Below are 21,483 nucleotides of genomic sequence, written 5' to 3'. Positions count from 1 at the left end.
CTGCAGCCACGTGGTGCCCGCACTCGGCCGCGGCGGGGCGGACCGCAGGGCAAGCGCGCTGCGGGATCGACCTGCACCGCATCCGTGCCGGTGGCCACCACGATGGCACCACGAACGACTCAGGCCGTTCTCCGGATCGAGAACGGCCTGAGTCGTCGGGGTGGAGCTGAGGGGACTCGAACCCCTGACCCCCACACTGCCAGTGTGGTGCGCTACCAGCTGCGCCACAGCCCCGTGCCCGGTGCGTCGTGTCCGAGCCGTGGACGACTCTACAGGGCCCCGGCCGCCCTCCGGTGCAGGGGGTCGGGTCGCCGTGTCAGACCTCGACGCCGCGGGCGGCCAGCCACGGGACGGGGTCGATCCGCTTGCCGTTCATGCCGCCCTCGTGCACCTCGAAGTGCAGGTGGGGGCCGGTGGACTGGCCACGGTTGCCCAGCAGCGCGATCGTCTCGCCGGCCTCCACGTACTGGCCGGGCTCGACGAGGATCGAGTCCATGTGGCCGTAGACGGTCACGTCGCCGTTCTCGTGGAGGACGTAGACGGCCAGCCCGAAGCCGCTGGCCGAGCCGGCCCGCAGGACGACGCCGTCCATGGCCGCGTACTCGGGCGTCCGCATGGGGGCCGCCAGGTCGATGCCGTAGTGGAAGGTGCCCCATCGGCCTCCGTAGCCGCTGGTGAACCGGGCGCCGTCCACCGGCAGCACCGCCTTGGGCCGAGCGGCCTCCCGCGCCGCCTCGGCGGCGGCCGCTTCCGCGGCGGCGCGCTCGGCGCGTGACGCGGCGACCTCCGCCAGCCGGGCCTCGGCCTCCGCGACGCTGATCGAGGCCATGGGCAGCGTCTCGACGTCGTCCCCCGCGGTGGCCAGTTCCATCTGGGCGGCGAGCACCGAGGTCTGCCCGGTCGGGGTGTCGGAGGCGTTCGAGACGCCGGTGACCCCGGCGACGAGCCCGCCCACGACCAGGGCCGTCAGCAGCAGCGGACCGCGGCGCGGGCCCGAGGCCGACCGCTGGGCACGCGAGGGAGCGGGGACCCGGGGGTCCCCGGAGCGCTGAGCGCGACGCCGACCGGCCATGCACCTACCCGTTCGTGGGGGAGAACGCCCGTTGCCGGGCTCGAGGGCTCGCCGCCGATCCAAACACTCTGTGATGGATCCGTGACCCGGTGCACGGCGCGTCCTGGAAGACACGCCGTGCGTGATGTCCCCCACGTCCCCGACGTCACAAGGGGCGTGACGGCGATCCTGTTTGGAAGGGGTTCCCTCCGGCTACGTTCGCGCCCCGGCGTGAAAAAAACCGCGCCGCGACGCCCAGCGCCCATCGCGGCTCACGCCACCGAAGGACGGCCCCGGACTGGCCGGACCTCGTTGCCACGTGTAGTCATGATCATCACCGCACCGCGCGCGGCCCCCGACGAGACCGGGGCCGCTCGAGGACCGCCGCGAGGGGGACGTCGCCGAACGACCTGCACGAGGGAGGACCGACGCCGCATGACCACGGCAGAGCCCATCACGGGACCCCAGGCGCCGGCCCGCACGCTGGCTACGGCCATGCTCCTCCCGACGGACCCCGGGCCGGAGGCGCTGCGGGTCCGCCCGCTGACCCAGGCGACGCTGTACAGCCACGGCGCCCGGATCGCCGTCCCCAGCTACGACCGCGGTGCGCTCACCCCGGCCGTCGTCCACCTCAGCGTGGGCGGCTTCTCCCGTGCCCACCAGCTCATCTACTTCGACGAGCTCGCCGAGCGGCGCATCTCCACCGGGTGGGGCGTCGTCGGCGTCGGCCTGCGGCAGCGGCACCTGCAGGACGCCCTCGCCCCGCAGGACCACCTCTACACCGTCGTCGAGCGCAGCCCCGACGGCGAGCGCGCCCGCGTGGTCGGCGTGATGGTCGACTACCTCTACGCCCCCGATGCCCCCGCGGCCGTCCTCGACCGGCTGAGCGACCCGCGCACCCGCCTGGTCACCCTGACCATCACCCCGGGCGGCTACCTGCTCGACCCGCAGACCCGCGCGTTCACCGCCGACCACCCCGACGTCCACCGCGACCTGGCCGAGCCGCACGCCCCGGCCACCGTCTTCGGCTACCTGTTGGAGGCCCTCGACCGGCGTCGGCAGGCGGGCCTGGCGCCGTTCACCGTCGTCTCCTGCGACAACCTGCACCGCAACGGCGAGGCCACCCGGGCCTCCGTCGTCGGCCTCGCCCGGCTGCGCGACGAGGTGCTCGCCCGCTGGATCACCGACCGGGTGGCCTTCCCCAGCAGCATGGTCGACCGGATCACCCCGCAGACCCCGCCCGAGGAGCGCGCCGCCCTCGCCGCCCGCTACGGCGTCGACGACCGCTGGCCGGTCGTCACCGAGCCGTTCTCGCAGTGGTTCGTCGAGGACACCTTCAGCAACGGCCGCCCGCCGCTGGACCAGGTCGGGGTCCGCTTCGTCCCGGACGTCGGCGACTACGAGCTGATGAAGACCCGCTTGCTCAACGCGAGCCACTCGGCAATGGGCCACCTGGGCTCCCTGGCCGGGTACGACCGCATGGACGAGCTGATGGGCGACCCGGTGTTCGCCACGTACGTCGAGCGGCTCATGGACGACGAGGTCACCCCGCTGCTCCCCCAGCCCGACGGCGTCGACCTGACGGACTACAAGCGCACCCTGCTGCAGCGCTTCGCCAACCCGGCCATCGCCGACCGGCTGTCCCGGCTGTGCCGGCGGGGCTCGGCCAAGCTGCCCCAGCACCTGCTGCCCTCGCTGCGCCAGTCGCTGGTCGAGGGCCGGCCGGCTCCCCTGCTGCTCCTCGCCGTCGCCGGCTGGTGCCGCTACCTGCGCGGCACGGACGACGACGGCCGCCCGCTGCCGCTGGAGGACCCGCGCGCCGACGAGCTCCACGCCCTGGCGCTGGCCGGCGGCGGCGACCCGCGGCCGCTGCTCGACGTCCGCGCGGTCTTCGGCGACCTCGGCGACGACCCGGTCGTCGTCGCCGCGCTGACCGGCGCGATCGAGACCATCGACCGGCTGGGCGCCCGCGCGGCGGTCGCCGCCGCCCTCGGCGTCCCGGCCCTCCCCCCGTCCCGATGACCAGGAGCCCCATGACCACATCCCCCTCCGGAGGCACGGCCCCGGTGCCCGCCCTCCCCGAGCCGCTCGTCGCACGGCTCGAGGTCCTCCTCTGCGACGCCGACGGCAACCTGTTCCCCTCCGAGGAACCGGCCTTCGTCGCCTCCGCCGACGTGACCAACCGCCTCCTCGCCGACCTCGGCGTGGACCGCCGGTTCACCCCGGAGGAGCTGCGGCTGGCCACCACGGGCATGAACTTCCGGACGACGTCGCGCCGGCTGGCGGCCGAGGCCGGGCACCCGGACCTCGACGTCGAGCAGTGGGTGGCGGAGGAGAAACGGGCCGTGACCGCGCACCTGGGCGCGACCCTCGCCCCGCACGAGCCGACGACGGCCGCGCTCACCGCCCTGTCGGCGTACCTGCGGCCGGCCGCCGTGAGCTCCAGCGCGCTGACCCGGCTGGCCGCCTGCTTCACCGCCACCGGCCTGGACGAGCTCATCCCGCCCGCCGTGCGCTTCAGCGCCGAGGACTCGCTGCCGGTGCCCACCAGCAAGCCTGACCCGGCCGTCTACCTGCACGCCTGCGAGCAGCTGGGCATCGCCCCCGAGGCCGGGCTGGCGGTCGAGGACTCCGTTCCCGGCGCCCTGTCCGCGGTGCGGGCGGGCTGCCCGACCGTCGGCAATCTGCTCTTCGTCCCGGAGGCCGAACGCGCCGAGCGCTCAGCGGCGCTGTTCGACGCGGGGGTGCTCACCGTGGTCGACTCCTGGCGGCAGCTGGCCGACCTGCTGCTCCCGGTGCTCACCCGCCGGGCCGCCGGCGACCTGATCCCTACCGGAGGAGATGGGTGAACATCGTCTACGTGGCCTTCCGCGGCCACTTCTCCGACAGCCCCCGCGCGCTCTACGAAGGCCTGCTGCAGCGCGGCGTCGAGGCGACCCACACCTGGCTCTCGGCTCCGCACACCCAGGCGACCTTCCCCGACGACGTCGCCACGGTGACCTTCGGCAGCCCGGAGTCGATCGCGGCGCTGGAGGGGGCGGACCTGGTCGTCTCGAACGACCACATCCCGCTGGACTGGGAGAAGAAGCCCGGCGCCCGCTACCTGCAGACCTGGCACGGCACCCCGCTCAAGCGGATCCACAACGACGTCCGCTGGGCGCCGGAGGGCCGGCTGGCCTACCTGGAGCACGACATCGCGAAGTGGGACCTGCTGCTGTCGCCGAACGCGGCCAGCACCCCCCGGCTGCGCAACGCCTTCGGCTACCGCGGGGAGATCCACGAGACCGGCTACCCGCGCAACGACCTGCTCAGCAGCCCCCAGCGGGACGCCGTCCGGGCCGCCGTCCGCGCCGACCTCGGCATCCCCGACGACCAGACCGTCGTCCTCTACACGCCCACCTGGCGCGACGACCTGGTGTTCAAGAAGACCGGGCCGCAGGACTTCGAGTTCCCCGTCGACCTCGAGGACTTCACCGCCCGGCTCGGGAAGGACCACGTGCTGCTGCTCCGGCTGCACAACATGGTCATGGACCGGCTGGAGGTCGTGGCCGGCTCTCCGGTGCACGACGTCTGCAGCCACCCAGACATCCGGGACCTGTACCTGGCCGCCGACGCCATGGTCACCGACTACTCCTCGACGATGTTCGACTTCGCCATCACCGGCCGGCCGATGCTGTTCCTTACCTACGACTTGGCCTACTTCCGCGACGAGCTGCGTGGGTTCTACTTCGACCTGGAGGACGTCGCCCCCGGGCCGATGCTGTCCACCAGCACGGAGCTGATCGACGCCATCGCCGACCTCGACGGGGTGCGGGAGCGCTACGCCACCCGCTACGCCGAGTTCCGGCAGACCTTCTGCCACCTGGAGGACGGGCACGCCACCGAGCGCGTCCTCGACCTGCTCTTCCCGCCGGCACCGGCCGGTGGGACCACCACCCGAGGAGGGGACGACCGTGCTCGCTGACCGCGCCACCACCGCCGAACTGACCGGGCCGGCCCCTGCCGCCCCGGCCCTGGACGTACCCGTCCAGGTCGTCATCCTGGCCGCCGGGATGGGCACCCGGCTGGGCCGGCCCTGGCCCAAGCCGCTGACCCCGCTGCACGACGGGCGCAGCATCCTGCAGCGCCAGCTCGACGGACTGCGCTCGGTGCTCGGCCCCACGGTCGACATCACCGTGGTCGTCGGGTTCGAGGCCGAGCGGGTCATGCGGGCGGTCCCGGACGTGCGCTTCGCCTACAACCCCGACTACCGGGTCACCAACACCTCCCAGAGCCTGCTGCGCGCCCTGCGGACCACCCGCGACGGCGGCGTGCTGTGGCTCAACGGCGACGTCGTCTTCGACCCGGCGGTGATCGAGACCGCCCTGCCGGCGCTGCGGGCCGACGAGAGCTTCGTCTGCGTCGACACCTCCACCGTCGCCGACGAGGAGGTCAAGTACACCGTCGACGCCGAGGGCTGGATCCAGGAGCTGTCCAAGACCGTGGTCGGGGGCCTCGGCGAGGCGGTCGGCATCAACCACGTCTGCGCCGCCGACAAGCCGGTGCTGATCGAGCACCTGGCGACCTGCGCGGAGCAGGACTACTTCGAGCGCGGCATCGAGACCGCGATCGCCTCGGCGGGGCTGCGCGTCCGTCCGCTGGACATCTCGCAGCACGCGGCCGTCGAGGTGGACTTCGAGGCCGACCTGGAGCGGGCGAACGCGATGTTCGCCGAGCGCAGCCACCTGCAGCCGGTCACCGGCGACCCGGCGTAGCACCCGGGCCGGCCGGCGAGTCCCACCTGCGCAGCAGGAACCCGTCGGCCGGCCGGTCCGGCCTCTCACGGAAGCGGCGGGTGGCGACCAGTCCGCCCACGACGCAGCCGGCGCCGAGCGCCACGAGCACCGCGACGGCCGCACGGGCCAGCAGCACCGGCCCCTCGGCCAGCACGTTCGCCGTCCACAGCACGTCGACGTCGGGCAGCCCCTGCACGAGCAGCAGCCACCCGAGGACGACGGCCAGCAGTGCGGTCAGCCCACCACGGCCCCGCACCGCGGCGACCAGTCCGGCGACCGCGACGGCGAGGGCGAGCAGCCCGGGCAGCAGCGCCGAGACGAGCGCGCCCGCGTGCGAGGACACGCTCGCCGCGGGCTCCGGCGTGGTCGCCGCGTGGTACGCCGCGGCACTCCCGCCGACCAGCAGCAGCGCCCCCAGCAGCCGAGGGCCCGGCGCGACCAGCGCCGCGGCGACCGGGGCCAGCGCCAGGACGACGTAGACCGGCCAGACCGCCCAGGCCGGGGGCGGCGGGCGCCAGGTCAGCTCCCCGCGCACCTGCACCTCGGTGCCGCCGTGGGCCAGCGGCACCACCCACGCAGACACCAGGTGCTCGCGGGTCGGGTCGGCGGCCACCGCGGGCGGCAGCACGCCCTCGCTCATCCAGTGCGTCCGGTGGTCGTGCCAGACGTAGCCCGGCTCGGTCGAGACCTGGACCCACTCCGGCTCGGCGTCGGGGTCGGCGTGCGGCGGCAGCATCGTGCGGCCGAACCGGTCGAGGTTGATGTAGGTGGCCGGGCTGTTCGCGTTGCGCCACACGCCGTCCGGGCCGATGCGCAGGTACGGCTCGTCGGAGTAGCCGGGCACCTCCACGTCGGTCGCGGTCGGGTTGACCACCTCGAACTCGTCGCCGAAGGACAGCACCCGCACCGCGACCCCGGGCAGCGCCGGCTCGACCGCGAGCACGCGCGCGTCGAAGTCGCTGCCGGCCGCCCCGCCGCCGACATGCGCCTGCGCAGGACCGGCGAGCAGCAGGCCGGCCAGGGCCCCGAGGACGACGACCAGCAGGCGGGCCGCCGCGCGGCTCACGCCCCGGCCACCAGGCCGAGGTCCCCCGCGATGTCGCGGCTGGTGTTGCCCGCGTCGAAGGCCACGTGGGCGAGGTCGTCGGCGCCGTACAGCAGCAGCAGCGAGGAGTGCAGCCGGCCGTTGTCCTCGGCCTGCGGCACCCCGGCGGCCAGCTGCGCCTGGTCGATCGCGGCCTGGTCGCCGGTCAGCCCGACGAAGCGGGTGGGCAGGTCGGCGTCGAAGCGGCCGAGGTACTCGGCGAGCACCTCGGGGGTGTCGAACGCCGGGTCGGTGGTGACGAAGACCACCTGCACCTGCTCGGCCAGCGCCGGGTCGACCCCGCGCAGCGCGACGGCGACGTCGGCCATCGTGGCCGGGCAGACGTCGGGGCAGTTGGTGAAGCCGAAGAACAGCAGCGTCGGCTTGCCGCCGGTCTCCGCGGCGAAGTCGTAGGGCTGCCCGCCGGGGCCGCTGAGGGTGAACGACGGCCGCTGGTACGGGTCGGGCAGGTCCAGCCCGGCGTAGCGGTCCTCGGGCCCCTCGACCTGCGCGACGGCGCCGTGGCCGTCGTGGCCCCCGGCGGCGGTGTCCTCGTCGGCGGCGCCGCCACCGCAGCCGGCCAGCACGAGCCCGGCCGAGACGGTCAGGACGGCCAGCCGGCTGCGGGGGAACAGACTCACGAGGACACGGTACGACGGCCCGCGCGCCATCCCAGGACGACGCCGGCCACACCGGTCAGCAGCGCGAGGATGGCCGTGAAGAGCGCCAGCGCGCCGGGGCCCGCGTCGCCGTGGCCGGTGCTGGTCGCCCCCGCCGTGTCGGTCGCCGTGGTCGTGGGAGTCGTGGCGCCGGCGGGAGCGGTCAGCGTCAGCACCGGCGCGGGCCGCTCGGGCTCGGCCTGGCCCGCGACGGTCGGCTCGATCCACGCCGCCTCGGTGCCGTCGCTGTAGCTCTGCACCGCCGGGAAGGACAGCTGGTCGCTGTCGGGGAACGGCCCGCCGGACAGCGCGAACTCCTGGAACTCGCCGGGCCGGATGCCGCCGCCGTCGACCGCGCGGAACTCGACGACCGACACGTAGGTGGTGACCTGCTCGCCGTGGCTCTCCAGCGGCGTCTGCAGGTCCGCGCTGGTCGTGGTGACCGTCCAGCCGGGCACCGGCTGCACCCGGAGCGAGGCCATCGCGGACTCCTCCGGGATCGAGATGCGCAGCGCCACGGTGCTGGCGGTGTCGCTCTCGTTGGGCACGCGGAAGGTCAGCTTGCCGAAGCCGCCGGCGGTGGCGTCGGCCGAGGAGACGCTGACGTGCGCCGACGCGACGCCCGCTCCGGCGAGCGCGGTGGCCAGCGCCGCGAGCAGGGCGACGGCGACGACGCCGAGCCGCGCGAGCGGTCGGGGCAGGGATGAGGACACGGTTCTCCTGTGGGATCGGGTGGAGCGGGTGGTCGGACGGGGTCAGCGCACCGGGAAGGTGGTGCTGGCGGTGCCGGCGGTGAACTCGTCGAGCCGGACCGTGACGGCGAGGGTCCAGGTCCCGGCGCCGGGGATCGCCATGCCGTCCCCGACGTAGTGGCCGGGTCCGGCGGGCTCCAGGGCGACGTCGATCGGGCCGATCTGCTGCGCCGGCTCGGTGAGCGTCACCCGGATGTCGACGGGCTGGGTGAACTGGCCCTGCCCGTCGAGCAGGTAGACGTGCAAGGTGTTCGGGCCGGCGGCGGCCGGGTCCACCGACACCTGCACGCTGCCGTCCTCCCCCGCCGCGGTCTGCACCGGCAGCGTCACGTCCACCGGCTGGGCGACCTCCGCGCGCGCCGGCGGGGTACCGACGAGCACGGCCGACAGCGCGAGGACGACGAGCCCGACGGCGAGCTCGACCAGCACCGAGCGGCGCAGCGCGGGCCGCTCGGCCGCTGCCGCGGCGGCCTGCACCTCGGCGCGGGCCCCGGCGGCCGAGGTGACCGCCGGCTCCGGCTCGGTCGCGGCGAACGCGTGCGCGGTGACCCGGCGGCGCGGCGCGGGCCGCGACCGCCGGACGCCGAGGTGCTGCTGCACCCACACCCGGGAGACACCGGCCGCGGCCAGCAGCAGGAGGACCAGGGCCAGCTTGGTCAGCAGCACCCAGCCGTAGGTCGTCGTCACCAGGGCGGCCGGTGAGCCGACCTCGCGCACCGACTGGACGACGCCGGTGACCACGAGCGCGGTGACCGAGCCGGCGGCCAGCCGGGAGAATGGCGGGAGGGCCCGGGCCAGGTCGTCCGCGGGGGCCTCCTCGCGCAGGACCCCGCCGAGCAGCCCGGCGAGCCCGCCCAGCCAGACGACCATCGCGGCGACGTGCACCGCGGCCGCGGCCACCGCCAGGGCCGGGAGCGGCCCGGCGACCGGGTGACCGACGGCGGCGACCGTGCCGACGAGGGCGGCGGCGAGGGCGCCCCCGACGACTGCGTCGGGGACCGACGGGCTCCCCCGCCGCCACACCGACCGCAGCACGACCGCCAGCGCGGCCACGAGGACGATCCGCAGCAGGTGGGCGACCCCGTTGGCCGAGTCGGCGGTGGCGGCCAGCAGCGCCGGGTCGGCGACCGAGCCCAGCCCGCTGCCGGCGGCGTAGGGCCCCTGCAGCAGGAAGGACAGCGCGGCGCCCGCGGCCACGGCGGCCAGCCCGCCGGTGACCATGCGGCGCAGCCGCGCGGAGGCCCAGCCCGCGGGCCAGGCGACCAGCAGCAGCACCGGCACACCGATCGCGAGCGACAGCCCGGCGAAGCCCAGCCAGCGGGCCGCCGGCAGCGCCGCTCCGACCACGGGGTCGGTGTCGCCCGCGCCCGCGGCGGCGTCTGTGGGCACGAGCTCGCCGTCGCCCACGACGAAGGAGAAGGCGCCGGAGATGGGGTGCGAGTCGGCCGAGACCACCCGGTAGGTGACGAGGTAGCCGTCGTCGGGCAGGTCGCTGCGCAGCGGGACGAGGACGCGGTCGCCCTCGACCGTCGCCGACCCGGTGTCGACCCGCTCCCCCGAGGCGTCGAGCACGCGGGTGTAGCCGGCGCCGAGCGAGACGCCCTCGGTGAAGGTCAGTGTGACCTGGGCGGGCGCCTCCTCGAGCCGGGCACCCTCGCCTGGGTCGGTCGACACCAGCTCGGCGTGCGCGGCGGCGGGCGGCGCGGCCGCCACCCCGGCCCCGAGCCACAGGCCGAGCAAGGCCAGCAGGAGCAGCAGCGCCCCGGGGGCGGGCCGGCTCATGCCGGCACCCGCTCACGGCGCACCGCGGGCAGGGCGGAGCGGCGCCGGCGTCCCCGCCAGGCGACGCTGCCCACCAGCGCGACCCCGGCGAGCAGCACCAGGTGGGCGGCAGCCCGGTCGGCGGCCACGTGCCCGGCCCGCAGGTCGGCGACGGTCAGGACGGCCAGCAGCACGGCGACCGTGCCGAGGAAGGGCAGCGCCCCCGCGGCCAGCCGGGGGCCGGCGGCCACGGCGAGGAAGGCGGCGGCGATGCCGAGGTTCCAGGCACCGCTCTCGTGGGCCATGTGCACCGGCGCGCTCATGGCGCCGGTCCCGGCGACGAGCGACGGCCAGGCGAGCGCCGCCTGTGCGACGCCGACGGCGAGCAGGGCCAGCCGCAGCGCGGCGGTGGCCAGCCGGGCGCGGGCGGCCGCCGCCGTGCCGGGCAGCTCGCGCGGCAGCGCGGCCAGGACCGTCGCCGTGAGATCCGGCACAGCAGGCGCGGGGGCCAGCCGGGCGCGGCGGGTGACCAGCTCGGCCTGCCGGACCCATGCCGCGCAGCCGGGACACGCGGCGAGGTGCGCGTCCAGCTCGCCGGGGGGCAGGCCGGGCGACTCGCCGTCGAGCCGGGCGGAGACCGCCTCGCGGTACGGGGTGCACTGCATGATGGGGTGGTCGTCCGCCAGGGCCGGTTGGTTCCCCTCGTTTCGGGTGACGCCCCGAGGGCGGTCGAGCGGGGAGGATGGGACACGTGGACGACCTGGAGCGGCTGGCGGCTGCCGCCGTCGACGGCGACCCCCTCGCCGCGGCGGCCCTGGTGCGTGCCACCCAGTCCGACGTCTGGCGGCTGTGCGCGGCCCTCGGGGACCGGCAGTCCGCCGACGACCTGACGCAGGAGACCTACCTGCGCGCGTTCGGGTCCCTGCACCGCTTCGAGGGCCGCTCCTCGCTGCGCACCTGGCTGCTGTCGATCGCCCGGCGGGTGTGCGCCGACGCCGTCCGGTCCCGCCGGCGCCGCCGGCTCACCCTCGTGCGGGAGGACGCCGACCTCGAGGCCCTCGGCGCCGGGGACGACGCGGACCGGGTGGGCGAGGGTGCCGCGGTCGCCGACCTGCTGGCCCGGCTCTCCCCCGACCGCCGCGAGGCCTTCGTGCTCACCCAGCTGCTGGGGCTGCCCTACGCGGAGGCCGCCGAGGTCGCCGGCTGCCCGGTGGGCACCATCCGGTCGCGGGTGGCGCGCGCCCGGGCCGACCTGGTCGAGACCCTGGGCGACGAGGCGGTCCACGCGCACGCCTGACCCCGCCGTCCCACGCTCCGGGACGTGCTTTGGGCATTAATGCATCGACCTGGTAGACATTGCACCCGTGGCGGCGACGACGGTGCTCCTCGTGGGGCGGATCCACGTCGACCTGCTCCGCGTCTGCACCGCCCGCTGTCCGGGCTGCTGACCCCCGCGCTCCGCGCACCCCTCGCTCCTCCCCCGCGCTGCACCGCGCCTGCCCGCGCGCCCGCGGACCTCCCGGATCCGGAGACCAGCCCGTGAAGACCCTCGTCCTCCTCGCCCTCGTGGGCCTCGGTGCGCAACTCGTGGACGGCAGCCTCGGCATGGCCTACGGCGTGACGTCGACCACGCTGCTGCTCGCCATCGGCACCAACCCGGCCGCCGCGTCGGCCACCGTGCACTTCGCCGAGATCGGCACCAGCCTGATGTCCGGCCTCGCGCACTGGAAGTTCGGCAACGTCGACTGGAAGGTCGTCGCCAAGGTCGGCGTCCCCGGTGCGGTCGGCGCCTTCATCGGTGCGAACGTGCTCTCCAGCCTCTCGACCGAGGTCGCCGCCCCGGTCATGTCGCTGATCCTGGTGTCGCTCGGCGTCTACCTGCTCGTGCGCTTCACCCTCCGGGGGATCGACCGGCGGCACCTGGGCAAGCCGGTCCGCAAGCGCTTCCTCGGTCCGCTCGGCCTCGTGGCCGGCTTCGTCGACGCGACCGGCGGCGGCGGCTGGGGCCCGGTGGGCACCCCGGCCCTGCTGGCCAGCGGGCGGATGGAACCGCGCAAGGTCATCGGCTCGATCGACACCTCCGAGTTCCTGATCGCCGTGGCCGCGAGCCTCGGCTTCCTCGTCGCGCTGGGCTCCCAGGGCGTCGACGCCACCTGGGCGCTCGGGCTGCTCGCCGGTGGGCTCGTCGCCGCGCCGCTCGCCGCGTGGCTCGTGCGGCACGTCCCGCCGCGGATGCTCGGCTCGCTGGTCGGCGGCATGATCGTGCTGACCAACACCCGCACCCTGCTGCGCAGCGACTGGATCGACGCCTCCGACCCCGTCCGCTACGCGGTCTACGCGGTGATCTACGCGATCTGGGCCGCGGCCGTCGTCCACTCCTTCCGCGAGTACCGCAAGGACCGCGCGCTGGAGTCCGCCGACGCCCTGGCCGCCGAGGCGGCGCGGACGCACGACGAGATCGAGCTCCCGGCCGACGGCGCGGACGCCGCCGACCTGCGGCGCGACGTCACGGCGGGCCGGCCCATCGACCCGCGCGACTGACAAAGGACCCCCTGCCCCCCACCGCTCGCGAGCTCGCGGCGGGGCCCTGCAGGGGGCCGTGCCAGTACGTCACCAGGCTCGCGGCAGGGCCCTGCAGGGGGCCGTGCCAGTACGTCACCAGGCTCGCGGCAGGGCCCTGCAGGGGGCCGTGCCAGTACGTCACCAGGCTCGCGGCGGGGCCCGGCAGGGGGGGCGCAGCTCGACGCACGAGGGGCCCCGTCCGGCCGGTGCTGGGCGGGGCCCCTCGCTGTCCTGGCCCACCGTCGAGGGTCCTGACCCACGTCCGGTGCCGAGCCAGGAGCCCTCGGGACCAGCTCACCTGGTCACCGCCCCGCCAGCAGCGCGGACTCGAGGTCAGCGGGCAGTCCGGGATGCGACAGGCCGTGCGGCGGCGGCGGCAACTCCTCGACGCCCTGCAGCCAGGCCCAGGTGTCGGCCACGGTCCGCTCCAGCGGCCGGCTGGGCAGCCCGAGCTCGCGCGCCCGCGTCGTGTCGACGTCCCAGGCGGTGCGGGCCACCTCGGCCGGCAGCCACAGCGGCAGGTGCGCCCACGGCTCGACCCCGGCCGCGAGCAGGTCGGCCTCCGGCACCGGTGCCCACTCCGCGTCGCCACCCGTGGCCTCCCGGCAGAGGTCGAGCAGGCCACCGAGGGTGGTCATGCCGGTCGGGCCGGTGGCGTTCACCGCGCCGGAGACGCCCTGCTCGGCCATCGCCACCAGCCACCCGGCGAGGTCGCGGACGTCGACGGCGGCGATCGGCTGGTCCCACCCCTCGGCCGGGACGACGACGCGCCCGCCGCGTGCCACCCGCCGCAGCCACCAGCCGAGCCGGTCCACCCGGTCGTCCGGACCGGCGATCAGCCCCGCCCGCGCGGTGAGGAAGCGGCCCGGCACCGCAGCCCCGATCTCACGCTCGGCGTACGCCTTGACCGGCCCGTACTCGTCGTCGTCGGTCTCCCAGGTCGGCTCGCCGTCCTCGGGGCCGATCGGGCCCGGCGGCCAGTTCGCGTAGGCGTTGAGGCTGCTGACGAAGGCGTACCCGCGGACGCCGCTCAGCACGGCGGCGGCGTTGCGGGCGGCCGCGCGGGTCTGGCAGGAGGTGTCCACGACGGTCTCGGGCAGCCAGCCCTCGAGCGCGGCCGGCAGCGCGGCGGGGTCGTCCCGGTCGCCGTGCAGCGCCCGCACGCCGGCCGGCGGCGCCCCGGAGACGCCCCGGGTGAAGGTCGCCACCTCGTGGCCGCGGTCGAGGGCCGCCCCCACCACGTGCCGGCCGAGGAAGTGGGTGCCGCCGAGCACGAGCAGTCTCATGCCCGCCACCACAGCCCAGCCGCCCCCCGCCGTCCAGCCGGTTCACTCCCGGCGCAGCAGGCTCCGTCCAGCGGCTCGTCCCGAGCCTGCGAGGGATGAGGGGACGGGATCCTCCCACGGTGACAGACCGGAACGGCCACCCCTCCAGGGCCCCGCGCCGAGCCTGCGAGGCGTGGGGAGAAGGGTGGTCCTTCGTCAGACCGCCCGGTCGTAGGGCGAACCGGCCGGGACCTGCGGCAGCGGGGTGGAGCGGGCGGCGGCCAGCACCATCTGCGGCGAGCGCGGCAGGCCGCGGCGGGTGCACAGCCGCAGCGCCCGGGCGCCGGTGATGACGTCGGTCTCCGGGGGGACGACGAGCAGATCGGCGCGCCGCATGCCGCCGGCCCAGGTCAGGCAGACCACACCGTCGTCCATGCTGCGGAAGCCGCCGGTGCGCACCACCCGCCCGCCGACGACGACCTTGCGCGGCGCCGGGGACCAGGCGTCGAGGGGGTAGGTGAAGCGCTCGATGCGCAGGCCCCGCTTGTTCAACGCGGCGACCAGCTCCGGCAGCTCGACGGCGAGGTCGCGGCTGCGCGGGAACCAGGCCCCGTCGAAGGCCTGCTCGCCGGACCCCGCGTCGCTGCGCAGGCTCACCCGGACGTCGATCCCGCCGCGGTGCCCCTCGGCCGCCAGCGTGTGCCGGGTGGTCCTCATCAGCGTCGCCCCCTCGTCGATCCCCGGGCCCGCCTACACGGCCCCGAGGAGAACCTAGGCAGCCGAGGGGGCTGGTCCCGGTGAGCGTGTCGTGGGCGGGTCGGCGTTCCTCGGCCCGCCGTCACCCCGGGTCATGGATCGGTGACGGCGCCCCCGCGGACCTGCGCGTCCACGGGGGCGCCGGGGACCTCAGGAGGTCAGCTCGAACACCGTCGTGCTGTCGTACACCTCGCCCGGGCGCAGCACCGTCGAGGGGAACTCCGGCTGGTTCGGCGAGTCCGGGGCGTGCTGGGTCTCCAGCGCCAGCCCGTCGCCCTGCCGGTAGACCCCGCCGCCGGTGCCCACGAGCGTGCCGTCGAGGAAGTTGCCCGAGTAGAACTGGATGCCCGGCTCCGTCGTGGAGATGGTCAGCGTCCGGCCGCTGTCCGGGTCGTGCAGCACGGCCGCCTCCTCCAGGGCGTCCCCGCTGTCCGAGCCCTCCCGCGCGCCGTCGTCCTCGCGGTCGAGCGCCCAGTTGTGGTCGTAGCCCTGCCCGTAGAGCAGCTGCTGGTCGGCCACGCGGATGCGCGCGCCGATCGGCGTGGGCTCGCGGAAGTCGAACGGCGTGCCCTCCACCGGGGCGACCTCGCCGGTCGGGATGAGCGTCTCGTCGACCGGCGTGTAGCCGCTGGCGTTGAGCTGCAGCTCGTGGTCGTAGATGTCCCCGGAGCCCTCGCCGGCCAGGTTCCAGTAGGTGTGCTGGGTCAGGTTGACGACGGTCGGGGCGTCGGTCGTGGCCTGGTAGTGCACGGTCAGCCGCGACTCGGCGTCCAGCCGGTAGGTGACCGTCGTGGTCAGCGTGCCGGGGAAGCCCTGGTCACCGTCCTCGCTGACCAGCTCCAGCTGCAGGGCGGCCACCTCGTCGTCGCTGACGTCGGTGGCGGTCCAGACCCGCTCGGAGAAGCCTCCGGGCCCGCCGTGCAGCGTGTTGGGACCGTCGTTGAGCGGCAGCTGGTACGTCTGCCCGTCCAGGGTGAAGCGACCCCCGGCGATGCGGTTGCCGTAACGGCCGATGAGCGACCCGAAGTACGGGTCACCCTCGGTGTAGTAGCCCTCGAGGTCCGGGTGGCCCAGGACGACGTTCTCGACCTCGCCGTCGGCGTCGGGCACCTCCAGGGTGTGGATGACGCCGCCGAAGGTCAGCACGCGCATCGTCGTGTCGCCGTTGCTGAGGGTCCAGCGCTCGACCGCGGTGCCGTCGGGAGTGGCACCGAAGGGCTCCACGCTCGTGCTCGGACCACTGCCGGCGCCACCGGCGTCCCTGTCCCGGTCGTCGGTCGCCCCCGCCGGTGCGGCGAGGCCACCGGTCAGCAGACCGGCGCCGAGGACGGCGACCAGCGAGCGGCGGCGCCGGCGCGATGGCCGGGCGGAGCGAGGGGGCGCAGCGGGCTGCGGGTGTCCGGGCATGGGTACTCCGGGTGTCCGTGGCGGGCCACCGGCGTCGTCGCTCGGCGGCAGGACCGCTGCCGAGCCCGCCCCTGGGACGGCGTGCGCTCGACTCCCCCGTGGTGCGGCCCCAGAACGCCGCCAGACGCTAGGGAGGCCCGGGAAGCGGTGTCAACCGACCCGCGCGCCCCGCGACCACGCGGAGAGGCCCCGTCCGACGCGCGGACGGGGCCTCTGATCAGCGACTCGGCTGCAGGTGATCACCGCGGGCCCCGTCCCGAGGCTCGCCCCGAACCCGCGAGGGGGTGAGGAGGACGGGGCCCTCTCGAGGCGGCGGGGTCTTCCGTCAGGCCTTGGGCTTGCGGTTCTTGGCCTTGCCGCGCTCGTTCTGGTCGAGGATCACCTTGCGCACCCGGACGGCGGCCGGCGTGACCTCGACGCACTCGTCCTCGGCGCAGAACTCCAGCGCCTGCTCCAGGTTGAGGATCCGCGGCGGGACCAGCCGCTCGAGCTCCTCCGCGGTCGAGGACCGCATGTTGGTGAGCTTCTTCTCCTTGGTGATGTTGACGTCCATGTCGTCGGGGCGGGAGTTCTCGCCGACGATCATGCCCTCGTACACCTCGGTGCCGGGGGCGACCATCATCGAGCCGCGCTCCTGCAGCGAGAACATCGCGTAGGAGGTCGCCACGCCCTGCCGGTCGGCGACCAGCGAGCCGGTGGGCCGGGCGCGCATGTCGCCCAGCCACGGCTCGTAGCCCTCGAGGTTGTGGTTGAGGACGCCGGTGCCGCGGGTCTCGGTGAGGAACTCGGTGCGGAACCCGATCAGGCCGCGGGACGGGACGATGTACTCCATCCGCGCCCAGCCGGTGTCGTGGTGGACGAGGTTCTCCATGCGCCCGCGCCGGGTGGCCAGCGCCTGGGTCAGCGTGCCGACGTACTCGCCGGGGGTGTCGATGGTGACCCGCTCGACGGGCTCGTGCAGCTTGCCGTCGATCTCCTTGGTGACCACCTGCGGGCGGCCGACGGTCAGCTCGAACTCCTCGCGGCGCAGCTGCTCGACGAGGATGGCCAGTGCCAGCTCGCCGCGGCCCTGCATCTCCCAGGTGTCGGGGCGCTCGGTGGGCAGCATCCGCACCGAGACGTTGCCGACCAGCTCCTGGTCGAGGCGGTTCTTGATCAGCCGCGCGGTGAGCTTCTTGCCCGAGCGACCGGACAGCGGCGCGGTGTTGATCCCGATGGTGATCGAGATCGACGGCTCGTCGACGGTGAGCGGCGGCAGCGGGCGCGGGTCGTTCGGGTCGGCGAGGGTGTCGCCGATCATGATGTCCTCGATGCCGGCGATGGCGACCAGGTCGCCGGGGCCGGCGCTCTCGGCCGGGGTCCGGGTGAGGCCCTCGGTCACCAGCAGCTCGGTGATCTTGACGCGCTGGATGGTGCCGTCGGTCTTGCACCAGGCGACCTGCTGGCCGTTCTTCATCGTGCCGGAGTGGATGCGCAGCAGCGCCAGCCGGCCGAGGTAGGGCGAGGCGTCGAGGTTGGTGACCTGCGCGCGCAGCGGCTCCTCGGCGTCGTAGGTCGGCGCCGGGATGGTGTCCAGCAGCGTCTTGACCAGCGGGCCGAGGTCGGGGCTGTCGGGGCTGGTGCCGTCGGCGGGCCGGGTGAGCGAGGCCTGCCCGGTCTTGCCGTTGCTGTAGACGATCGGGAACTCGAGGGCCTCGGGGTCCATGCCGTTGTCCTCGAGCAGCTCCATGAACAGCTCGTAGGTCTCGTCGACGACCTCGGCGATGCGGGCGTCGGACCGGTCGGTCTTGTTGACCACGAGGATGACCGGCATCCCCTTGCCCAGCGCCTTGCGCAGCACGAAGCGGGTCTGCGGCAGCGGGCCCTCGGAGGCGTCCACGAGCAGGACGACGCCGTCCACCATCGACAGCCCGCGCTCGACCTCGCCGCCGAAGTCGGCGTGGCCGGGGGTGTCGACGATGTTGACGACGACGGGGTTGCCGTTCTCGTCGGCCAGGTGGATGGCGGTGTTCTTGGCGAGGATGGTGATGCCGCGCTCACGCTCGAGGTCCATCGAGTCCATGACGCGGTCCTGCGTGGAGTCGTTGTCCGTCCCCTCGCCCTTGGCGCGGCCGAGCGCGCCGGCCTGGCGGAGGAGGGCGTCGACCAGGGTGGTCTTGCCGTGGTCGACGTGGGCGATGATCGCCACGTTGCGCAGGTCGTCGCGGGTGGGCATGCGGGAGGGCACCTCGGGAGAGTTCAGGGGGTCGGCGCGTCCGTCTCTGTTGCGGAGCGCCCAGACACCAGGGTCAACAGCCGCCGGCCCGGCGACCTTCCCATGCTAGTGGAAGACTCCCTGCCCCCTCCGCTCGCGAGCCCGCGGCGGGACCCTGCAGGGAGCCGAGCTCGCGCCAGCCGGTCAGCGCGTGAGCTCACCCGCCCGCGGACGGTCGGCCACCGTGTAGGTGACCCCGGCGGCGACGAGGGTCACCAGGCCGACGGCCAGCCAGGACGCCATCCCCACGCCGAGCGCCAGCACGTGCGCGAGCACGAAGGCGCCGACGTAGAGCGCACCCAGGCCCAGGGCGGCCGCCCAGCCGCGGCGCGCCACCCACAGCCAGGCCGCGCCGAGCCCGCCGAGGGCGAAGACCGCGCCGCCGAGGGCGCGGATCCCGGTGCCCTGCGCGACGCCGAAGCCGGCCGCCAGGCCGACGGCCACGAGGAGGGCGGAGGGGATGCGGGTGCGCGTGCGGGTCAGGGTCGAGCTCGTCATGCCCCCCAGTGTCCCCGGCCCGGCAGGGCCGCACCCGGTGCGGGGCTACGCGGCCGGACGGATGAAGCCGAGCCGTCGGCCGAGCACCGGGCCGACGACCGGCCAGGCCGATGCCCGCAGCGACGCGTCCCGCACGGCCATCCGCCACCGCTCCTCGGGCGCGAACCAGGACGCCGTGCGGGCGCCCGCGTCGGCGAGCCGAGCCACGACGGGCCCGAGCCGGTCGCGGGCCCGGTCCAGCGCGGCGGGGACGTCGGCGGGCGCCGACACCGTCGCCAGCTCCTCGGCCACCGCCGCACCGCCGGCGAGCGCGAGCGACGCCCCCTGGCCGGCGAGCAGGGAGACGCACCAGCACGCGTCGCCGAGCAGCGCGACCCGGCCGCGGTGCCACACCCGTGAGCGGACCTGCACGGTCCGGTCGGTGTAGCGGTCCACGGCCGACGGGAAGGTCGTGAGCAGCTCCGGGACGAGCCAGCCGAGGTCGCCGAAGCGGCGGTGCAGCGTCGCGGGGAGGTCGGCACCGGGCTCACCCCCGCCGTCGGGCGACCGGTGCACGAAGAACGCGGCGGTGCGCCTCTCGTCCACGGGATAGACGGCCACCATGCGTCCGGGTGCCGTGAGCGTGACGAAGTCCTCGCGACGCACCCCCGGCAGGCTGCGGTCCACGATCCAGGTCCACACGGCGTGACCGAGGTCGCGGGTGCTCCACTCGTCCGGCTCCAGCACGCCGTCGCGCACCCGCGAGTGGATCCCGTCGGCGCCGAGGACGACGTCCCACTCCTCCTCGGCACCGTCGGCGTAGCGCACGACGACCGGGTCCCCGGCCGCCGCGGCCGGGCGCACGCCGGTCACCTTGCGCCCGTGGGACAGCTGGACGCCGGCGTCGCGCGCCGCGGCGTACAGCTCGGCCTCCAGGTCGCCGCGCAGGAAGTTGTGGTGCCGCCCACCGAACAGGCGGCGGCGCAGAGCCGGGTAGCCGACGGCGACCCGCGAGCGACCGGACCCGTCGACGAACACCAGGCGCTCGATCGGGGCGTGGATGCGCTCCAGCGCCGGTCGCAGCCCCAGCCGGTCGGCGGCGTCGATGCCGGGACCGAAGAAGTCGATCATGTAGCCGCCACCCCGGGGCCCGGGCGCAGCCTCCACCAGGGTCGGGGACCCGCCGAGCTGGCGCAGCCGCAGAGCAGCCGACAGCCCGGCGATGCCGGCTCCGACGACGAGGACCCGCACGGCCACGCCCCCTCTCCCGCCGCGCGGAACGCGGGACCGACCGCCGCGCCGCACGGGTGTGAACTGGCAGACGCCGGGGACGGCAGCAGGGTTCCCGCGATCCGCCCGGTGCGCGGAGGCGGCGAGGGCCCCGGACGCGACTCGGCGTCCGGGGCCCTCCCGCACGGCCCCGCCCAGGGGCTCACCCCGAGCGTTCGGGGGGTGAGGAGGGTGGGGTCCTCCTTCAGGCGGTGCGGAGCACGGCCTCGATCTCGAGCTCGACGGTGATCTTGTCGCCGACGACGACGCCGCCGCCGTCCATCGGCATGTCGATGTCCACGCCGAACTCCTTGCGGGAGATCTCGGTCCGGGCGCTGAAGCCGGCGCGGGTGCCGCCGTAGGCGTCGGGGCCGAAGCCGTTGACCTCGAGGGCCAGCTCGACGGGCTTGGTGATGCCCTTGATGGTCAGGTCGCCGACGACGGTCCAGTCGGCACCGTCGGCCCGGACCTCGGTCGAGCGGAAGGTCATCACGGTGTGGTTGCCCACGTCGAAGAAGTCGGCGGAGCGGATGTGCGCGTCGCGCTGCTCCTGGCGGGTGTCGATCGAGTCCATGTCGATCGTGGCGGTCACGGTGGACTGCTCCGGGTTCTCGGCGGTGACGACCTCGCCGGAGAACTCGCGGAAGTAGCCGCGGACCTTGCTGACCATCATGTGCCGGACGGAGAAGCCGACCGTCGAGTGGCTGGCGTCGATGTCCCAGGTGCCGACGACGTACCCGGGGATCTGGATGGCGGTGGTCATGGGAGCCTCCAAGTGGTTGAGCGTTGGACCATCGTGCTGAGCAGAACAGTAGTTGAAGACTCATCTATTCCGCCAGTACCCTGAGGGCATGACCGCCGACGTGTCGCGCGCTCCCCGGGACCCCGGCTCCGACGCCGAGGGGACCCGCTGGCTCGACGCCGGGGAGCAGCAGGCCTGGCGGGCCTGGCTCTACAGCGCCCAGCTGCTGCTCGACCGGCTCGACCGGGAGCTCACGCACGCCACCGGCATCTCGCATGCCTACTACGAGATCCTGGTCGCCCTGTCGGAGACCGAGGGCCGGAGGATGCGGATGAGCGAGCTCGCCGACCGCTGCCTGTCCTCGCGCAGCCGGCTCTCGCACGCCGTCTCCCGGCTGGAGGAGCGGGGCTGGGTGCGCCGGCAGGTCTGTCCGGACGACGGCCGCGGCCAGCTCGCCGTCCTCACCGACGACGGGTTCGCAGCCCTCGAGGCGGCCGCGCCGGTGCACGTCGAGGGCGTGCGCACCCACCTGTTCGACCAGCTCTCCCCCCAGCAGGTCGCGGCGATGCGCGACCTCGGCGAGACGCTGCTGCGCCACCTCGGCACCCGCTGATGGAGGACCCCGTCCTCCCCACCCTTCGCAGGCTCGGGGCGGGGCCCGGGACGGGG

Annotated in this window: 20 protein-coding genes and 1 tRNA gene; 7 read left to right on the top strand and 14 right to left on the bottom strand. The window is 75.0% G+C overall.

Annotation, left to right across the window (positions count from 1 at the left end; genetic code table 11):
• Positions 1–161: 161 nt before the first annotated feature.
• Positions 162–234: transfer RNA gene (locus BMW27_RS10245), tRNA-Ala, on the bottom strand.
• A gap of 82 nt (positions 235–316) precedes the next feature.
• Positions 317–955 (bottom strand): M23 family metallopeptidase, encoded by a 639-nt coding sequence (locus BMW27_RS10240; RefSeq protein WP_245743465.1) that lies wholly within the window; start codon positions 953–955, stop codon positions 317–319.
• Between the two features lie 591 nt (positions 956–1,546).
• Here BMW27_RS10240 and BMW27_RS10235 point away from each other — a divergent pair.
• The 4 genes from BMW27_RS10235 to BMW27_RS10220 are packed head-to-tail and all read left to right on the top strand — an operon-like array spanning position 1,547 to position 5,805.
• Positions 1,547–3,073, top strand: coding sequence for a mannitol dehydrogenase family protein (locus BMW27_RS10235; RefSeq protein ID WP_245743464.1), 1,527 nt, complete (start codon positions 1,547–1,549; stop codon positions 3,071–3,073).
• Positions 3,074–3,084: 11 nt separating this feature from the next.
• Positions 3,085–3,900 (top strand): HAD family hydrolase, encoded by an 816-nt coding sequence (locus BMW27_RS10230; protein WP_217638110.1) that lies wholly within the window; start codon positions 3,085–3,087, stop codon positions 3,898–3,900.
• On the top strand, positions 3,897–5,015 hold the full coding sequence (locus tag BMW27_RS10225) for a CDP-glycerol glycerophosphotransferase family protein (protein WP_091443369.1): 1,119 nt from the start codon (positions 3,897–3,899) through the stop codon (positions 5,013–5,015). The genes BMW27_RS10230 and BMW27_RS10225 overlap by 4 nt, the downstream gene beginning before the upstream one ends.
• Complete coding sequence (locus BMW27_RS10220; protein ID WP_091443366.1) at positions 5,005–5,805, top strand: phosphocholine cytidylyltransferase family protein; 801 nt, start codon at positions 5,005–5,007, stop codon at positions 5,803–5,805. Before BMW27_RS10225 ends, BMW27_RS10220 begins: the two co-directional genes overlap by 11 nt.
• Here the strand turns inward: BMW27_RS10220 and BMW27_RS10215 are convergent.
• From BMW27_RS10215 to BMW27_RS10195, 5 genes are read right to left on the bottom strand one after another with little or no spacing between them, the layout of a single operon-like run.
• Positions 5,786–6,892 carry a hypothetical protein gene (locus BMW27_RS10215; RefSeq protein WP_091443362.1) on the bottom strand — a complete coding sequence of 369 codons (1,107 nt, stop codon included), beginning with the start codon at positions 6,890–6,892 and terminating at the stop codon, positions 5,786–5,788. The genes BMW27_RS10220 and BMW27_RS10215 overlap by 20 nt on opposite strands.
• The gene (locus tag BMW27_RS10210) at positions 6,889–7,551 is read right to left on the bottom strand and encodes an SCO family protein (protein ID WP_091444229.1); all 663 of its coding nucleotides are present in this window, start codon (positions 7,549–7,551) and stop codon (positions 6,889–6,891) included. The genes BMW27_RS10215 and BMW27_RS10210 overlap by 4 nt, the downstream gene beginning before the upstream one ends.
• The gene (locus BMW27_RS10205; protein WP_091443359.1) at positions 7,548–8,282 is read right to left on the bottom strand and encodes a YcnI family protein; all 735 of its coding nucleotides are present in this window, start codon (positions 8,280–8,282) and stop codon (positions 7,548–7,550) included. Before BMW27_RS10205 ends, BMW27_RS10210 begins: the two co-directional genes overlap by 4 nt.
• Before the next feature lie 42 nt (positions 8,283–8,324).
• Positions 8,325–10,103, bottom strand: a complete 1,779-nt coding sequence (locus BMW27_RS10200) for a copper resistance CopC family protein (protein ID WP_091443356.1) — start codon at positions 10,101–10,103, stop codon at positions 8,325–8,327.
• Complete coding sequence (locus BMW27_RS10195; protein ID WP_091443353.1) at positions 10,100–10,747, bottom strand: zf-HC2 domain-containing protein; 648 nt, start codon at positions 10,745–10,747, stop codon at positions 10,100–10,102. The genes BMW27_RS10200 and BMW27_RS10195 overlap by 4 nt, the downstream gene beginning before the upstream one ends.
• An 86-nt stretch (positions 10,748–10,833) precedes the next feature.
• Between BMW27_RS10195 and BMW27_RS10190 the strand changes: the two genes are divergently transcribed.
• On the top strand, positions 10,834–11,379 hold the full coding sequence (locus BMW27_RS10190) for a sigma-70 family RNA polymerase sigma factor (protein WP_091443351.1): 546 nt from the start codon (positions 10,834–10,836) through the stop codon (positions 11,377–11,379).
• A 242-nt stretch (positions 11,380–11,621) separates the two neighbouring features.
• The gene (locus tag BMW27_RS10185; RefSeq protein WP_091443348.1) at positions 11,622–12,623 is read left to right on the top strand and encodes a sulfite exporter TauE/SafE family protein; all 1,002 of its coding nucleotides are present in this window, start codon (positions 11,622–11,624) and stop codon (positions 12,621–12,623) included.
• Positions 12,624–12,946: 323 nt separating this feature from the next.
• On the opposite strand, the gene BMW27_RS10180 is transcribed toward BMW27_RS10185, so the two are convergent.
• The 7 genes from BMW27_RS10180 to BMW27_RS10150 form a co-directional block, all read right to left on the bottom strand.
• Positions 12,947–13,930, bottom strand: a complete 984-nt coding sequence (locus BMW27_RS10180) for an NAD-dependent epimerase/dehydratase family protein (protein WP_091443346.1) — start codon at positions 13,928–13,930, stop codon at positions 12,947–12,949.
• A gap of 195 nt (positions 13,931–14,125) precedes the next feature.
• Positions 14,126–14,626, bottom strand: a complete 501-nt coding sequence (locus BMW27_RS10175; protein WP_091443343.1) for a DUF5994 family protein — start codon at positions 14,624–14,626, stop codon at positions 14,126–14,128.
• Between the two features lie 189 nt (positions 14,627–14,815).
• The gene (locus BMW27_RS10170; RefSeq protein WP_091443340.1) at positions 14,816–16,072 is read right to left on the bottom strand and encodes an aldose epimerase family protein; all 1,257 of its coding nucleotides are present in this window, start codon (positions 16,070–16,072) and stop codon (positions 14,816–14,818) included.
• Between the two features lie 325 nt (positions 16,073–16,397).
• Positions 16,398–18,287, bottom strand: coding sequence for a translational GTPase TypA (typA, locus tag BMW27_RS10165; RefSeq protein WP_091443337.1), 1,890 nt, complete (start codon positions 18,285–18,287; stop codon positions 16,398–16,400).
• A 183-nt stretch (positions 18,288–18,470) separates the two neighbouring features.
• A complete protein-coding gene (locus BMW27_RS10160) occupies positions 18,471–18,824 on the bottom strand; it encodes a hypothetical protein (protein ID WP_091443334.1) in 354 nt (117 codons plus the stop codon).
• 45 nt (positions 18,825–18,869) lie between these two features.
• A complete protein-coding gene (locus tag BMW27_RS10155; RefSeq protein WP_175486464.1) occupies positions 18,870–20,060 on the bottom strand; it encodes an FAD-dependent monooxygenase in 1,191 nt (396 codons plus the stop codon).
• A gap of 217 nt (positions 20,061–20,277) precedes the next feature.
• Positions 20,278–20,835: a YceI family protein gene (locus BMW27_RS10150; RefSeq protein ID WP_091443328.1), complete on the bottom strand. Its 558-nt coding sequence runs from the start codon at positions 20,833–20,835 to the stop codon at positions 20,278–20,280.
• Positions 20,836–20,923: 88 nt separating this feature from the next.
• On the opposite strand from BMW27_RS10150, the gene BMW27_RS10145 reads away from it, so the two are divergent.
• A complete protein-coding gene (locus tag BMW27_RS10145; protein ID WP_091443325.1) occupies positions 20,924–21,427 on the top strand; it encodes a MarR family winged helix-turn-helix transcriptional regulator in 504 nt (167 codons plus the stop codon).
• Positions 21,428–21,483: the final 56 nt, after the last annotated feature.

Source organism: Geodermatophilus poikilotrophus, from assembly GCF_900111455.1.
Classification (GTDB): Bacteria; Actinomycetota; Actinomycetes; order Mycobacteriales; family Geodermatophilaceae; genus Geodermatophilus; species Geodermatophilus poikilotrophus.
This window is presented reverse-complemented; position numbering and strand designations above follow the sequence as displayed.